Here is a 15,637-nt window from a genome sequence, read left to right on the forward strand (position 1 = left end):
AGGCTAGACCAGCAGACAATGCACAACATTGCGCTGCCCGCATTCGAACCAGGAGAGTTTGTGACCGCTGACCTCGTCATCGTAGGGTCGGGCTTTTTCGGCCTGACAATCGCAGAACAGGCCGCCACTGAGCTGGGCTTGAAGGTAGTCGTCATCGACCGCCGGCACCACATTGGCGGCAACGCCTACAGCGAAAAGGAAGAGCAGACCGGCATTGAGGTGCACCGCTACGGTGCCCACCTCTTCCACACGTCAAACGACCGCGTGTGGGAGTACGTGAACCGCTTCACGACGTTCACGAACTACGTCCACAAGGTCTACGGCGTCCACAAGGGCGAGGTCTACTCCCTGCCCATCAACCTGGCCACAATCAACCAATTCTTCCGGGCCAACCTCACCCCCGGGCAGGCACAGGAACTGATCAAGGACCAGTCCGGCGAACTGGCCGGCACCGATCCGCAGAACCTGAACGACAAGGGCATCCAGCTGATCGGCCGCCCGCTCTACGAGGCGTTCATCAAGCACTACACCGGCAAGCAGTGGCAGACGGATCCGAAGGACCTGCCCGCGAGCATCATCTCCCGCCTTCCGGTGCGCTACAACTACGACAACCGGTACTTCAACGACAAGTACGAGGGCCTTCCGACCAACGGCTACACCGCGTGGATCGAAAAGATGGCCGAGCACCCCAACATCGAGGTCCGGCTCAACACGGACTTCTTCGATGAGTCGCACGAGTACAGCAAGGGCAAGGTAGTCGGCAACATCCCGGTCGTGTACACCGGACCCGTCGACCGCTACTTCGACTACACCGAAGGCGATCTGTCCTGGCGCACCATCGACTTCGAAGAAGAGGTGATCGACGTCGGGGACTTCCAGGGCACGTCGGTGGTGAACTACAACGACGAAGACGTCGCGTACACCCGCATTATCGAGCCGCGCCACTTCCACCCGGAGCGCGACTACCAGACGGAGAAGACCGTCATCATGCGCGAGTTCTCCCGCGCCGCGGAGAAGGGTGACGAACCCTACTACCCGATCAACACACCCACGGACCGCGATCGGCTCCTCAAATACCGCGACCTGGCGGCGGCCGAGCAGGATGTCCTCTTCGGCGGCCGTCTCGGTACCTACAAGTACCTGGACATGCACATGGCGATCGGCTCGGCCCTGACCATGTTCGACAACAAGATCCGCCCGCACTTCGAAGGCGGCGCCAAGATTGAAAGCGGGGGAGTGGACGCATGAGCGCCGCAACCGATACCCAGGTAGAGTCCGCCCAGCAGTGGGACACCCTGCAACGGGTCATCCTGCCCAATGCCAGCCAGATGGACACGGTTCCCCTGTACATGGACATGGGCACCGCAACCGGCATCCAGCTCCCCACGGTCGGTGACCGCGGAGGAAAAAAGACCAAGCCGCAGACGTTTAGCAGCGCCGCCAAGGAAGCCCACGTCGAGGACTTCCTGTCGCGGAGCTCCACCAAGGTCAGGTCCGGCGAACGCGTTTCCTTCGGCAGCTATTTCAACGCCTTCCCGGCCAGTTACTGGCGCCGCTGGACGACTGTAGATTCCGTCCGGCTTCAGGTGCGCACCGAGGGCGCAGGATCCGTCATCGTCTATAAGTCGAACGCCCGCGGGTCCCTGCAGCGCGTCGACACGCGGCGTGTGGAGGGTACGGCGGAAAACACCTTCGAGCTGTCCCTGGCGCCCTTCGGCGACGGCGGCTGGTACTGGTTCGACCTTGTGGCCGGCTCCGAGCCGCTGGTGATGGTCGACGCCGAGTGGCAGGGCGTCGCGACTGACAAGACGCCCGGTTCGGTCACCTTGCAGATCACGACACTGAACAAGACGGACTTCTGCCTCAATAATCTCCGGCTTCTGGCGGAGAACCCGGATGCCCTGAGGCATGTCCGGGAGATCCTGCTGGTCGACCAGGGCACACAAAAGGTCGAGGACGCAGAGGGCTTCGCCGACGTCCGGGCTTCGCTTGGCGGCAAGCTGAGGATCATCAACCAGTCGAACCTCGGCGGATCCGGCGGCTTTGCCCGGGGCATGTTCGAAGCCGTCGAAAACGGCAGTGACTACGTCCTGCTGATGGACGACGACATCGTGGTTGAGCCTGAAAGCATCATCCGCCTGCTCACCTTCGCTGACCGCTGCAAAACGCCGACGATCGTCGGCGGCCACATGTTCGACCTCTACAATCGGACCGTCCTCCACACGTTCGGTGAGGTAGTCAACCCCTACCGCTTCCAGCCGTCCTTGCCGAGCGAGGACATGGTCCTCGGACATGATTTCCTGTCCTCGAACCTGCGCCAGACCTCCTGGCTGCACCGCCGCTGCGACGTGGACTACAACGGCTGGTGGATGTGCCTGATTCCCACTTCGGCGATTCGGGAAATCGGCCTCTCGCTGCCCCTCTTCATTAAGTGGGACGATTCGGAATACGGACTCCGCGCTAAGGCGCACGGCATCCCGACAGTCTCCCTGCCTGGTTCGGCCGTGTGGCACGTGTCCTGGATCGACAAGGATGACCTCGTCGGCTGGCAGGCTTACTTCCACGCGCGCAACCGGATCGTGACGGCACTGCTCCACAGCCCCTACGAATACGGCGGCCGCGTTGTGCGCGAATCACAGTACGCGGACATCAAGCACCTCGTGTCAATGCAGTACGCGACCGCGCACGGCCGCGGCTGGGCGCTCGAAGATGTGCTCAAGGGGCCGTCCGGCCTGCCGGAACTGCTTCCGTCGAAGCTGCCCGAAATCCGGAAGATGATGGCCGGCTACTCCGACTCGATTTTCCGCGCGAATCCGGACGAGTTCCCGACACCCAAGATGGACAAGCCGCCGCGCCGTGGGCACGGTGTGTCGCAGCCGTCCAAGATCACTCTTCTGCCTTGGGCGGCTAAGACTGTCGCACGGCAGCTTTTCCGCCCCGTGGGCCACACAAGCGCGGAACGTCCGCAAACCAGCATTGCGCATCAGGACAACCGTTGGTGGCGGATCGCGCAGTTCGACAGCGCCATCGTCTCCAATGCCGAAGGCACGGGCGCCTCCTGGTACAAGCGGGACCCCAAGCGCGTGCGGGAAATGCTCACCGAGAGCACTCGCCTGCACGCCGCCCTGCTCAAGGACTGGCACGCGCTCAGCAAGCAATACAGGGCAGCGATGCCGGAGCTCACATCTTTGGATTCCTGGAAGAAAATCTTCGAAGAGCACACTCAGAGTGAAGTGAAATAGCGTGACAACCACGATTTCCGGGGAATTGACCCGCCCGGGTCTCGGCGGTGGATTTCGGGATCTTCGCCAGTCCAGTTTTTTGCTTAAGCTCCTGGTTCGCAAGGAACTGAAAGTCCGCTACCGCGGCTCCGTCCTGGGCCTCCTCTGGTCCTATGTGAAGCCCGGTGTGCAGTTTGTCGTGTTCTACGTGGCCCTGGGCGTCTTCCTGGGCCTCGAAAAGAGTGCACGTAACCCGGACGGCCTCTCGAACTATGCCGTGTATCTCTTCTCCGGAATCGTGCTGATCAACTTCTTCTCCGAAGCCCTCGGGAACGCCGCACGATCGATCGTGAATAACGGCAACCTGATCAAGAAGATCTATCTTCCCCGGGAACTGTTTCCGGTGGCGTCGGTCTGGGTCTCCGCTGTGCATTTCTTCCCCCAGCTCGTTGTCCTCGTGATCGGTTGCGTCTTGGCCGGGTGGCACCCGGACGCGTTCCAACTGCTGGCCGCGGTGGGCGGATTCGCCATTGTGGGCTTCCTCGCCACCGGGCTCGGGCTGCTTTTCGGCGCCGCCAACGTATATTTCCGTGATTCGGAGAACCTCGTTGACATGTTGCTGATGGTGGCGACCTGGGCATCGCCGGTCATGTACTCGTGGACGATGGTGGAGTCAAAGCTGGGCCCGGCATTCTTCACCCTCTATCAGGCCAACCCCATCACGGTGGGCGTCGAGTTGTTCCATTACGCTTTCTGGTACCCCACAACGGACGGCTCTGCTGCGATGCCGCCGAACCTGTTCAGCCTGTGGCTGCCGGTCGGCCTCGCCATTTCGCTCGTGGTCCTGGCACTGGGACAGCTAACTTTCCGGCGGCTTGAGGGCCGCTTCGCTCAGGAGCTGTAAATGGCAAACGCGATCGAAGTTTCCAATATCAGCAAGGAGTTCGTGCTCCGCCACACCCGTTCCATCAAGGAGGCGGTTGTGTGGCTGGTCAAGGGCCGCAAGGGCGACCTTTCCAAGAAGTTCCACGCCCTGAAAGACGTCTCCCTGATGGTGGAGACGGGGGAGACCGTGGCCCTGCTGGGCCTCAACGGGTCCGGCAAATCCACCCTGTTGAAGCACATCTCCGGCGTCATGCTCCCGGATTCCGGCAGCGTGTACACGCGCGGCCGGGTGGCTGGCCTGATCGAGGTCGGAGCGGGCTTTCATCCCGACCTGTCCGGCCGCGACAACGTGTACCTCAACGGGGCGATCCTGGGGATGACCGAGAAGCAGATCAACGAGCGGTTCGACGCAATCGTCGAATTCTCCGAGATTGGCGAATTCATCGACACGGAGGTCAAGTTCTATTCATCCGGCATGTACCTGCGCCTGGCTTTCTCCGTAGCAGTTCACACCGACCCCGAGGTCTTCCTGATCGACGAAATCCTGGCCGTCGGAGATGAACCGTTCCAGCGCAAGTGCATAGCCAAGATCCAGGAACTGGCAGAAAAGGGCAAGACGCTCGTCGTCGTTAGCCACGACCTGGACCTGGTCTCCCGGATCTGTGCCCGCGGGGTCCTGCTGGAGCACGGAAATGTATTGTTCGATGGGCCGATCAGCGATGCGGTGAGCAGGCTCCGCAGCTAGTCGGCAGACCCCGCTGCCGCCGTCGCGGCGCGGCAGCCGCTAGTGTGGAGGCAGGTCCTTCGGCCCTGCCATCAGGCATGAGAGAAAAGGCACGAGAATCGTGAAGATTGCTGTAATTGCGTTGGGTAAGATCGGCCTGCCCTTGGCCGTCCAGTTTGCATCCAAGGGTCATGAGGTCGTCGGCGTCGACGTCAACCGGCAGGTTGTCGACCTCATCAACGCCGGAACGGAGCCATTTCCTGGCGAAGCCCGGCTGCAGGAACAACTGTCCGCGCTGGTGCCGGCAGGGAAGCTCCGGGCAACGACCGACTACGCGGATGCCGTCCCCGACGCGGACGTTGTAGTCCTCGTTGTGCCGCTGTTCGTCGACGCGGACGCGAATCCCGACTTCGGCTGGATGGATGCGGCGACCGCCGAACTGGCGAAGCACCTGACACCTGGCACCTTGGTGTCCTACGAAACCACCCTTCCGGTCGGCACCACCCGGACCCGGTGGAAGCCGGCCCTGGAATCGGCCTCGGGCCTGGTCGAGGGGCAGGACTTCCACCTGGTCTTCTCCCCGGAGCGCGTGCTCACCGGCCGGGTGTTCGAGGACCTGCGCAAGTACCCCAAGCTGGTGGGCGGCCTGTCGGAAGAAGGGGCAGCCAAAGCCGTCGAGTTTTATCAGGCCGTGCTGGACTTCGACGAACGGACGGACCTGGTGCGTCCGAATGGCGTCTGGGATCTGGGGTCCGCCGAGGCGTCGGAGATGGCGAAACTGGCGGAAACCACCTACCGCGACGTCAACATCGGCCTCGCCAACCAGTTTGCCCGCTACGCCGCCACGGCCGGGATCGACATCTACCAGGTCATCGAGGCCGCCAACTCCCAGCCCTACAGCCACATCCACACACCGGGAATCGCCGTCGGCGGACACTGCATCCCCGTGTACCCGCGCCTGTACCTCTGGAACGATCCCGAGGCCACGGTGGTGCGCGCAGCCCGCGCGGCCAACGCCGACATGCCGGCCTACACCATCGGGCTGCTCGAGGGAGCCTATGGCGACCTGACCGACGCCCGCGTGGTGGTACTCGGCGCTGCGTACCGCGGCGGCGTCAAGGAGACTGCGTTTTCCGGTGTGTTCGACGCCGTCAAGGCACTCGAACTGCGCGGCGCCACCGCGCTGGTCCACGACCCGCTGTACACCGACGAGGAACTCCAGAAGCTGGGCTTCCAGCCCTACCACCTGGGGGAGCCGGCGGACGCGGCCGTGGTCCAGGCAGACCACGCCGAGTACCGCACGCTGGGGCCGCAGGACCTTCCGGGCGTCCGGGTGTTCATCGACGGCCGGAGGGTAAGCAGCCCCGAGGCGTGGGACGGCGTCCAGTACCGTGTCATCGGCAAGGCATGACCCCGGTAGATTCGCCGATCGCTTTTTCCCTTTGACAGGAGATCCACGATGAACAACATTGCCCCGAGCGCTGATGTTTCGGACCGCGCCGTGCTGGGAGCCGGTACCAAGATCTGGCACCTGGCCCAGGTGCGCGAGGACGCCACCCTGGGAGAAAACTGCATCGTCGGCCGCGGCGCCTACGTAGGCACCGGTGTCCAGATCGGCGACAACACCAAGATCCAGAACTACGCTCTGGTCTACGAGCCCGCCAAGCTGGGAAACGGCGTCTTCATCGGACCCGCAGTGGTCCTCACGAACGACACCTACCCCCGCTCCGTCAGTCCCGACGGATCGTTGAAGAGCGCGCACGACTGGACCCCGGTGGGCGTCACAATCGAGGATGGGGCGTCCATCGGCGCCCGAGCCGTCTGCGTGGCGCCGGTGACGATCGGACGCTGGGCGACGATCGCCGCGGGCGCCGTCGTCACGAAGGACGTACCCGCCTTCGCCTTGATGGCCGGCGTGCCGGCCAAACGGCTCGGTTGGGTCGGAAAGGCCGGCTTCCCGCTGCGTGAGGCGGACGGGTTCTGGGTGTGCCCCGAGACTGGCGCCAAATATGTTGAAGAAGAAAATTTCCTGAAAGAGGCAGAGGACAACGCATGAGCCTGGACTTTATCCCCGCAGCAAAGCCGATCATCGGCGATGACGAGCGGGCGGCCGTAGATGCCGTACTCGCCTCCGGAATGCTGGCCCAAGGCAAGCAGGTAGCGGAGTTTGAAACCGAGTTCTCTTCGGTGCTCGTCGACGGCCGCGCAGCCGTCGCCGTAAACTCCGGCACCTCCGGCCTCCACCTCGGTCTGCTCGCCGCCGGCGTCGGCCCTGGCGACGAAGTTATCGTGCCGTCCTTCACCTTTGCCGCCACCGGCAACGCGGTGGCACTGACCGGTGCGACGCCGGTCTTCGCTGACATCGAGCTGGACCACTACACCCTGGACACAGACCACGTCGCTTCGCTGATCACGGACAAGACCAAGGGCATCATGCCGGTCCACCTGTACGGCCACCCCTTCGACGTCGAGGGCCTCGGCAGGCTTGCCGCGGAGCGGGGCCTCGACCTTTACGAGGACGCGGCCCAGGCGCATGGAGCAAGCTTCAACGGGAAGAAGGTGGGCAGCTTCGGCACCTTCGCCATGTTCAGCCTGTACCCGACCAAGAACATGACCTCCGGTGAGGGCGGCATGGTCACGACGTCGGACGCCGCCGTCGAGCACAGGCTTCGGCTGCTGCGCAACCAGGGCATGGAGAAGCAGTACGAGAACGAGATCGTCGGTTTCAACGCCCGCATGACCGACCTGCACGCCGCCATCGGCCGTGTCCAGCTCACCAAGGTGCTCGGCTGGACCGCGCAGCGGCAGCAGAACGCCGCATTCCTGGACGCCAACCTGGAGAACGTCGGGACCCCGGCGGTCAAGGCGGGGGCGGGCCACGTCTACCACCAGTACACAATCCGGGTTACCGAGGACCGCGACGGGCTGGCCAAGGCGCTGCGGGACGAGTACAACATCGGAACCGGCGTGTACTACCCGGTCCCGAACCACCGGCTTCCGTCCTTCAACCGGACCGAAGACCTGCCCAACACGGAGACGGCCGCCAAGGAAGTGCTCTCCCTGCCGGTTCACCCGTCCCTGAGCCAGGACGACCTCGAGCGGATCGTCGCCGCTGTTAACGCCGTGGCCAAGGCCGGTGCCTGAGATGGCGAATCTGCGCGTAGGCCTGATCGGGCTGGGGATGATGGGCCGGCACCATGCCCGGGTCCTTCGCGAGTTGCCCGGCGTCGATCTGGTCGCTGTGGCGGACGCCTACGGCGATCCGCACGGCGTGGCCGGTGGCCTGACGGTGTTGTCCTCGGTGGCGGAACTCATTGCCGAAGGCCTGGACATGGCGGTCGTCGCCGTCCCCACGGGGATGCATGAGGAAGTCGGGCTGGCCCTGGCCGAAGCCGGCGTCCACACCCTCGTGGAGAAGCCGATCGCCGAAAGCGCCGCGGCAGGCCAACGCCTCGTGGATGCTTTCGAGGCCAAGAACCTCGTAGGCGCCGTGGGTCACATCGAGCGCTTCAATCCTGCGCTGCAGTCGCTGCGGAAGAGGATTGAAGCGGGCGAACTTGGCGAGGTTTACCAGATCGCCACCCGCCGGCAGGGTCCCTTCCCCTCGCGCATCGCCGACGTCGGGGTCGTGAAGGACCTGGGCACGCACGATATCGACTTGACCGCCTGGCTCGCCCAGAGTCGCTTCGAGTCAATCTTCGCCCACGTCACCACCCGCAGCGGCCGTCCGCATGAAGACATGGTGGCGGCGACCGGGCAGTTGGAAAACGGCGTCATCACCAACCACCTGGTGAACTGGCTCTCCCCCATGAAAGAGCGCCTGACAATCGTCACCGGGGAAAAGGGCGCCTTCGTGGCCGACACGGTCACGGCGGACCTGACGTTCTTCGAAAACGGCACCGTGGCCACGGAGTGGGAGTCCATGGCAGCTTTCCGGGGCGTATCCGAGGGCAACATGACCCGGCTTGCAATCGCTAAGCCAGAACCGCTGCGCACCGAGCACGAGGCCTTCCGCGACGCCGTCCTGGGGCTGCGCAACGACGTCGTGACCATGCGCGAAGGCCTGGACACGCTTGCCGTCGCCGAGGCCGTGCTGGAGTCCGCGCGTACCGGGCAGATGGTCAAAGTCGCCGCCTCGTGACGGCCCGTCACCGGTTGAGGGTCGCGGTCGCTACCCGGCTTTTCACGCCTGAAGTGGGAGCCGCTGCCTTTCGTCTCCAGGCGCTGGTAGACGGTCTGGTGGCCGCAGGGGCGGACGTGCAGGTCGTGACGACCCGCGCCCCCGGCGGAGCCTCCGCCGGCAGCGTCCCGTTCGGAATCAGCCGCTGGCCCGTATTGCGGGACCCGGGCGGCAACGTCCGTGGCTATGTCCAGTACCTGAGCTTCGACATACCGGCCTTCTTCCGCCTGCTGGTACAGGGCGCGGACGTTGTCGTCTCCGAGCCGCCGCCCACCACCGGGCTGGTGGTGGCCCTCAGCAGCTGGCTGCGTCGCCGGCCGTTCGTGTACTACGCCGCGGACGTGTGGAGTGAAGCGCTGTCCGCAACGGACGTGCCCGCCGTCGTCGTCGGCATGATGCGCCGCGTCGAAGGCTTCGTGCTGCGACGTGCCGCCTGCGTCATCGCAATTTCTGATGCCGTCGCCGAGCAAGTCGCGAAGTTCGACGTGCCGGCGGAGCGGCTCCGGGTGGTGGCTAACGGGGTCGACACCTCCGTCTTCAACCCCCAGGGCGAGGCTGCGGCCAGTGAGCGGGCGTATTTCGCCTATACCGGAACCATTTCGGAATGGCAGGGAGCCGATGTTTTTGTCCGCGCACTGCCGACCGTGCAGCTGAAATATCCGGACGCGGAGATCCGCTTTTTCGGGCAGGGCACGGATGAGCCGGCCCTCCGGGCGCTGGCGGCCGAGGTGGCACCCGGGAGCGTGGTTTTCGGCGGAGTCGTTCCGCCCCGGCAGGCTGCGGCCTGGCTTCGGGGAGCCGCAGCCGCACTCGTCAGCATTAAACCAGGTCAAGGCTATGACTTCGCCAAACCGACCAAAATCTATGCGGCCGCAGGATGCGGGACCCCGGTGATATTTGCCGGGACCGGGGAGGGCGCTGCGGTGGTGGCTGAGAACGGACTCGGCGACGCCGTGGACCACGACCCCCAGGCCGTGGCGGCTGCAATGATCGCCGCGCTCGAAACCGACGACACCGGCCGTGGCCTCCGCTCCCAGTGGGTGGCGGACCACGCTTCCCTCGCAGCAGCAGGCCAGGCAGCGGCGGCCGTCATTGCCACGGTAGCGAGGACCTCCCGATGAAGATCCTGGTGGTCACTACGTGGTTCCCCAGCCAAGGCTCGCCCGCCCAGGCGCCCTTCAACCTGGAGCACGCAAAGGCAATCCAATTCCGGCACGACGTCCGGGTGCTGCATGTGAGGCTGGGCAGCGGGCTGCCCGCGGCCACGGAGTCATATGCCGGCCTGCCCGTGCACCGGGTTTCCCTGGACCCCCGCCGGCCGTGGACGGCGCTGTCCGTGCTCCGTCTGCTGCTGAGGGAATGCTCGACGGCGGATGTGCTGCACACGATGGCGTTTTCCTCGGCTCTCGTAGCGGCCCTCCCAGCGGTGCTGCGACGGATCCCCTGGGTCCACTCTGAGCATTGGAGCGGTGTCACGAACCCGCGGAATGTCGCGGGGCTGTGGCCACGTTTCGCCTGGTTGCGATGGGTTCTGCGGCTTCCGCACGCCGTGACGGGGGTGACGGTAGAACTAGTGGAGAAACTGCAGGCATTCGCACGGCCGCAGGCTGCGATGCTGGTTCCCTGCGTTGTCGCCAACGACCGTCCCCTGCAGCCGCTGCCCGGGCGTGAACGGCTGCTGCTGGCCGCTGTTGGCGGCTTGGTTCCGGGAAAGAGGCCGCTGCTGGCCATTCGGACCATCGCAGCGCTCAAGGAATCAGGCCACGACGTGCACCTCAGCTGGGTGGGGGACGGACCCCTTCGCCGCGAGGCCGAAGAACTGATCGCCGAGTTGAAGCTCGGCGGGAACGTTACTCTGGTCGGCGCGGTCCCACCGGCCGAAGTCTTCGCGTTTTTCGAACAGGCCCATCTGTTCTTCCTCCCGACGGCGCACGAGAACTTCTTCACGTCCGCGGCCGAGGCACTCTCAGCCGGGCGGCCCGTGGTGGTTCCGCGCGTCGGGGGATTCACTGACTACGTGACCGAAGCGAACGGCGTCCTGGTGGACGACGCTTCGCCGGAGTCCCTGGCCGAAGCGGTCGTGGCGGCCCGCCGGACCTTCGCGGGCGTCGACCCCTCCACCATTGCTGAACCCATCCGGGCCAGGTTCAGCCGGACCACTGTCGGCCGGCTCTTCGAAGACGTCTATGGCCGGGTGCTCGCCAGCACAGGACCAACAGGAAGGAGCAGACGTGAATAGCGGCGCAACGGAGGCGGTCCCGGCCGTGGACGTCGTCATCGCAGTGCACAGCAGCACCCGACCGGTGGCAAGGGCGCTCTCCTCGATTGCGTCGGCCGGCCTGGAGCTGAACGCCCCCGACGGCGTCCGGGTGACGGTGGTGTGCCACAACATTTCCAGGGACGAGATTTCGAGGAACGTTCCACCCGGGCTGGCTGCAGCCACCAGGTTCCTGGAACTCCGCGACGGGATTCCCAGCCCGGCCGGGCCCTTCAATCATGCGCTGCAGCAGGCTACTGCCGAGTTCGTCTGCATCCTCGGCAGCGATGATCATCTCGAGCCCGGCGCCCTTCGCCAGTGGCTGGAGCTCGCCCGCAGCCACTCTTCCGCGATGGTCATCGCTCCGCAGCGCCACGCCGGTGGAGCGCCGGTCCGGACTCCGCCGGTCCGCGTGGGCAGGCGGTTCAGTCTGGATCCGGTCAAGGACCGCCTGAGCTATCGCACGGCGCCCCTGGGCCTGCTGCGACGCAGCGAAATTCAGCGGCTCGGCCTCGAATTCAGCGCTGATCTGCGGACGGGGGAGGACCAGATATTCTCTGCCAAACTATGGTTCGGCGGCGGGCGGATCGACTACGCCCGGGGGGCGGGCAAATACGTCGTCGGCGCCGACGCGGAGGACCGGGTCACGGGCCAGCGGCGCGAGATCGGCGAGTTGTTCGCCTTTGCCCTGGAACTCGTCGCGGACCCCTGGTTCGTTGCGCTTCCCCTGGCCCAGCGTCAGGCCCTGGTCACCAAGTTGCTCCGGGTCCACGTCTTTGGCGTGATCCTCCCTCGCATGGACCAAGGCGGCTGGACGGATGCGGAGCGCGAAGACCTCGCACGCGTGGCCCGCACACTTCTGGCTGCGGCACCGGGGGCGGATGCGCCCTTGTCCCTGGCGGACGCCCGGCTGCTCCGCAGCATTCTTACCCCTGGCCCGTTGGCTGAGATGCTGGCAGCAGCAGCAGCGCGCCGCAAGTTCGGGCGGCCGCAAACCCTGATCGCGTCGAGCCTGGCGGCACAGCTGCATCCAGAAGCGCCATTGCGGTTCATGGCGGCATCCGCGCTGCTCTAGCCCTGTCCCTGCCAACATGGGCGGCAACGTCTTAAAGCAGCAGGGGCGGCAACGGGCTTTTGTCGCCCGTTCCCGCCCCGCGTAGGCGCCTGCGCCTCTTACTTTCTGCCGGACTCCGCGTTGAAGTTCAGGAGCGCGTCCACGATCTTCTCGGCTGCGTGCCCGTCGCCGTACGGGGCCGCGTCCGTGGGTTCCGGGGCGGGCCGCTTAACGGTGTCGGCCAGGATGGAGAGGTCCTCGCTCACCAGGACGTTCCACCGCGATTCGAGGGTCTCAACCCACTCCGTCTCGGGACGGATCGTCGTGCACGGCACCCGCAGCAGGAAGGCCTCCTTCTGCAGGCCTCCCGAGTCGGTGATGACGCCTGCACTATTGAGGACGGCGTTGACCAGTTGCGGATAGGCCAGCGGCGGGCATACCCGGATGCTTCCCTGCTCCAGCGTCAGTCCGTGACGGTCTGCGAAACTGACCAGGCGCGGATGGGCGAGAAGCAGGACAGGACGGTCCAGGGAGGCCAGGGACGCAAGGATGGACCCGAGGCGGGACGGCGAGTCCGTATTGTCCGGCCGGTGGATCGTGCTGACGTAGTATCCCTGCGGGGACACGTCGAGGGGCAGCGGTTCCTTCCGGCTCTCCAGGAGGGCGCGGACCTGGTACAGGACGTCGGTCATGACGTCGCCGACGAGGACCGTCTTGGCGGCGAGGCCCTCGTTGGCCAGGTGGTCGACGGCAACGTGGGTGGGGGCCAGCAGCAGGTCGGCGGCGTGGTCGGTCAGGACGCGGTTGTGTTCTTCGGGCATGCGCCGGTTAAAGGAACGCAGCCCCGCCTCAAGATGGGCCAGCGGTATGTGCATCTTGACCGAGGCTATCGCAGCGGCCAGGGTGGAATTCGTGTCGCCGTACACCAGCACGCAGTCTGGTTTTGCCTCTTCCAGGATCTCCTCGAGGCCTCCCAGCATCGCCCCGGTCTGTGCGCCGTGCTTGCCGGACCCCACGCCGAGGTTGAAGTCGGGCGCTGGGATACCCAGGTCACGGAAGAAGACATCGCTCATGAGTTCGTCGTAGTGCTGGCCGGTGTGGGCAATCAGGTGCTCGGCCCGGCCGGAGATGGCTGACGCGATCGGTGCGAGCTTTACAAACTGTGGTCTTGCGCCGACGACGCTGAGAATACGCATGCTCCCAGCTTAGGCGATGGCGGTGCCCGGCCACGGCGGGCTGTGATCCAGCGCACCGGTGGAGACCGGGCACTGCATGCTCAGCAGGCGTTGACCTTGTACAGCTTGGCCGCGCCCTGGTGGTCCACGAGTTCGACCTTGGCGCCCGGGGTCGCCAGCACGTTGTCGAACGCGGGGTAGGCCTGAGCCTCCACGAAGTTGAGGATGTAGAAGCGGCCGAAGTCGAGAATGTAGCGGACATGCTCTTTCTCCGCGAGCTGGCAGGTTTCAGCTCCCTTTTGCGACGTCGTTAGGTCCATCGCAATCTTACGAAGATCGGCGTCGGGCCCCGGCGAAATATGGTATTGGGTGACGTGGCGGCCAGAAATGGCGTAGGCCAGCGGTCCACCGTTGAACGGGTTGACGCCGATAACGGCGTCCTTCGGAACGGTCGACTCGAGCCGGGACATCAGCGCGAATTCATCACTGGATACCGCCCACCCCGGGACAAAGGAATACGAGTTCTTGATCTTGGTGGATATTGCGGCCAGTCCGGGGCTGTGGACGCGATCCACCAGGGTGGAGAGTGCGAGCGCAAGGATCGCGGCTGCTGCGACGGCGTACAGGGGCCCAGATCCCCTGAATTCAGGGAGGCCGGGCCGCCGGTCGGCGGAGCGTTTCGCGGCGATGCGGCGAAGCCATCCCCTGACCGCGGACACGAGGCCGTCCGCGCCCACGCTGGCAAGGACAATCATGAACAACGGCACCAAGGCCGCCAGCCGGTACGGGTCCTGGTACCAGCTGCCGATCGTGAAGTGCCGGAAGCGGCCCTGATACATGACGACGGCGACGACGTAGAGGGCAGCGGCAATGAGTGCGCAGGCAATAATCCAGCCACCTCGCCGCCGCCAGATGATGGTGATGATGCCCATCAGGGCCGCCACCGAGGCGACCATTGTCTCGCCGCCGCCCAGGAGTGTGCCCGTGGCGACGTCGCCCACAGCCTGCTCCAGGGTCCGGCTCGGTTTCCAGCTGTCAAAGTCCAGGAGCAACGCCTGCCAGACGACGAGGAAGGCCGCCGCCGAGGCCACACCCCAAAGGACTGTGAGCGCGATGGACCTCTTGCCGGCCTTGGCGCGGATGCGGGCACGCATCTGGGAGAACCACGCGGTGGCAATAAGCGGAACGGAGAACGCCAAGAGTGCCGTGACACCGTTGGGCTGCGAAAGGAACAGCGCCGCAACCGCGCCCACCAGGAAGGACCAGAGGCTGACGTCGTCCAGGAATCTTTCGCGCCCGACCCTGAACAGCCCCACAAGGACGAGCAGCGCCAGGGGCAGCAAGCTGTAGGCAAGGGTGTTGGGGTAGAGCGGGCCCCACTGCAGCAACTGGAAGGGGAACATCCAGAAACCGCCGCTCAGGGCACCGGCAACCACCAGCGGCAGGACGCGGGGCCCGACGATGCCACGGACCAGCATGATGCAGGCGAAGGGCCACAGGAGTGCGCTCACAGCCACCACCACCGCGTTCTCGCTGACAAAGACGTCGTTGTTGGTCAGCTGGGCAACGAGCGCCGCCAGCGAATGCCACACGGACGGGTAGATGGCAATCCCTGAATCCGGGCTGAGCATCCGGCCCAGCGTCAGTGACGAGGCGTTGCCGGTTTCGAGGATGTACCGGATGGCATTGAGGTGAAACATGTTGTCGTACACCTGGGCGAAGTTTCCGGGCTGGCCGATGGCCGGCAGCAGGCGGTTGAATATGAGGGCGGAGCCCGCCACCATACCGCCCAGGATTGCCGCCCATTGGACGGCGGGCGCCACCGAGGCTGGGGCGACAGGGGAAACCCGTCCACTAAGGAATCGCCGTAGCAGGAATGCCACGCCGGTGCAGATGGCTGTCACGAGCAGATAGCTGAAAAGTCCCCAGCCCAGCCGGAACAGTCCTCCCACCACGCCCGCGAGCCCGATGAGTCCGCAGGAAGCCAACGGGGACATTGCCGCGGAGGCGAAGCCCTTGGCGCCCAGTGCCCTCGCGAGCACCAAACCGGGGAGAAACATCAAGAGTGCGGCCACGGCGATAGCGGGAAACGCCTGCCACCAGTTCATTAATGCTCCTGCTCGTCCGAATTATCGACTCGA

General features: G+C 65.1%; 13 protein-coding genes. 11 read left to right on the forward strand and 2 right to left on the reverse strand.

The window, feature by feature from the left end:
- Positions 1-60: 60 nt before the first annotated feature.
- The 11 genes from glf to M2428_RS01500 all read left to right on the forward strand — a co-directional run bounded on the left by glf (position 61) and on the right by M2428_RS01500 (position 12,342).
- Positions 61-1,248, forward strand: coding sequence for a UDP-galactopyranose mutase (glf, locus tag M2428_RS01450; protein ID WP_277522918.1), 1,188 nt, complete (start codon positions 61-63; stop codon positions 1,246-1,248).
- Entirely contained in the window at positions 1,245-3,242 is a 1,998-nt protein-coding gene (locus M2428_RS01455) for a glycosyltransferase (protein WP_277522920.1), read from the forward strand. The genes glf and M2428_RS01455 overlap by 4 nt, the downstream gene beginning before the upstream one ends.
- Position 3,243: 1 nt before the next feature.
- Positions 3,244-4,125, forward strand: coding sequence for an ABC transporter permease (locus M2428_RS01460; protein WP_277522922.1), 882 nt, complete (start codon positions 3,244-3,246; stop codon positions 4,123-4,125).
- The gene (locus M2428_RS01465) at positions 4,126-4,851 is read left to right on the forward strand and encodes an ABC transporter ATP-binding protein (RefSeq protein WP_277522924.1); all 726 of its coding nucleotides are present in this window, start codon (positions 4,126-4,128) and stop codon (positions 4,849-4,851) included. It abuts the gene before it with no gap.
- 100 nt (positions 4,852-4,951) lie between these two features.
- Complete coding sequence (locus M2428_RS01470) at positions 4,952-6,241, forward strand: nucleotide sugar dehydrogenase (protein WP_277522925.1); 1,290 nt, start codon at positions 4,952-4,954, stop codon at positions 6,239-6,241.
- 48 nt (positions 6,242-6,289) lie between these two features.
- Entirely contained in the window at positions 6,290-6,886 is a 597-nt protein-coding gene (locus tag M2428_RS01475) for an acyltransferase (RefSeq protein ID WP_277522927.1), read from the forward strand.
- The gene (locus tag M2428_RS01480; RefSeq protein ID WP_277522928.1) at positions 6,883-7,974 is read left to right on the forward strand and encodes a DegT/DnrJ/EryC1/StrS family aminotransferase; all 1,092 of its coding nucleotides are present in this window, start codon (positions 6,883-6,885) and stop codon (positions 7,972-7,974) included. The genes M2428_RS01475 and M2428_RS01480 overlap by 4 nt, the downstream gene beginning before the upstream one ends.
- A 1-nt stretch (position 7,975) precedes the next feature.
- Positions 7,976-8,971 (forward strand): Gfo/Idh/MocA family oxidoreductase, encoded by a 996-nt coding sequence (locus M2428_RS01485; protein ID WP_277522929.1) that lies wholly within the window; start codon positions 7,976-7,978, stop codon positions 8,969-8,971.
- Between the two features lie 53 nt (positions 8,972-9,024).
- Positions 9,025-10,131 (forward strand): glycosyltransferase family 4 protein, encoded by a 1,107-nt coding sequence (locus M2428_RS01490; protein ID WP_277522930.1) that lies wholly within the window; start codon positions 9,025-9,027, stop codon positions 10,129-10,131.
- On the forward strand, positions 10,128-11,249 hold the full coding sequence (locus M2428_RS01495; RefSeq protein WP_277522932.1) for a glycosyltransferase: 1,122 nt from the start codon (positions 10,128-10,130) through the stop codon (positions 11,247-11,249). Before M2428_RS01490 ends, M2428_RS01495 begins: the two co-directional genes overlap by 4 nt.
- Positions 11,242-12,342 carry a glycosyltransferase family 2 protein gene (locus M2428_RS01500; protein WP_277522933.1) on the forward strand — a complete coding sequence of 367 codons (1,101 nt, stop codon included), beginning with the start codon at positions 11,242-11,244 and terminating at the stop codon, positions 12,340-12,342. Before M2428_RS01495 ends, M2428_RS01500 begins: the two co-directional genes overlap by 8 nt.
- 98 nt (positions 12,343-12,440) lie before the next feature.
- Here M2428_RS01500 and wecB read toward each other — a convergent pair whose 3' ends face one another.
- Positions 12,441-13,517 carry a UDP-N-acetylglucosamine 2-epimerase (non-hydrolyzing) gene (gene wecB, locus M2428_RS01505; RefSeq protein WP_277522935.1) on the reverse strand — a complete coding sequence of 359 codons (1,077 nt, stop codon included), beginning with the start codon at positions 13,515-13,517 and terminating at the stop codon, positions 12,441-12,443.
- A gap of 80 nt (positions 13,518-13,597) precedes the next feature.
- Positions 13,598-15,604, reverse strand: a complete 2,007-nt coding sequence (locus tag M2428_RS01510) for a DUF6541 family protein (RefSeq protein ID WP_277522937.1) — start codon at positions 15,602-15,604, stop codon at positions 13,598-13,600.
- Positions 15,605-15,637 lie beyond the last annotated feature (33 nt).

It is taken from the genome of Arthrobacter sp. ES3-54, assembly GCF_029504395.1.
Taxonomy (GTDB): Bacteria; Actinomycetota; Actinomycetes; order Actinomycetales; family Micrococcaceae; genus Arthrobacter.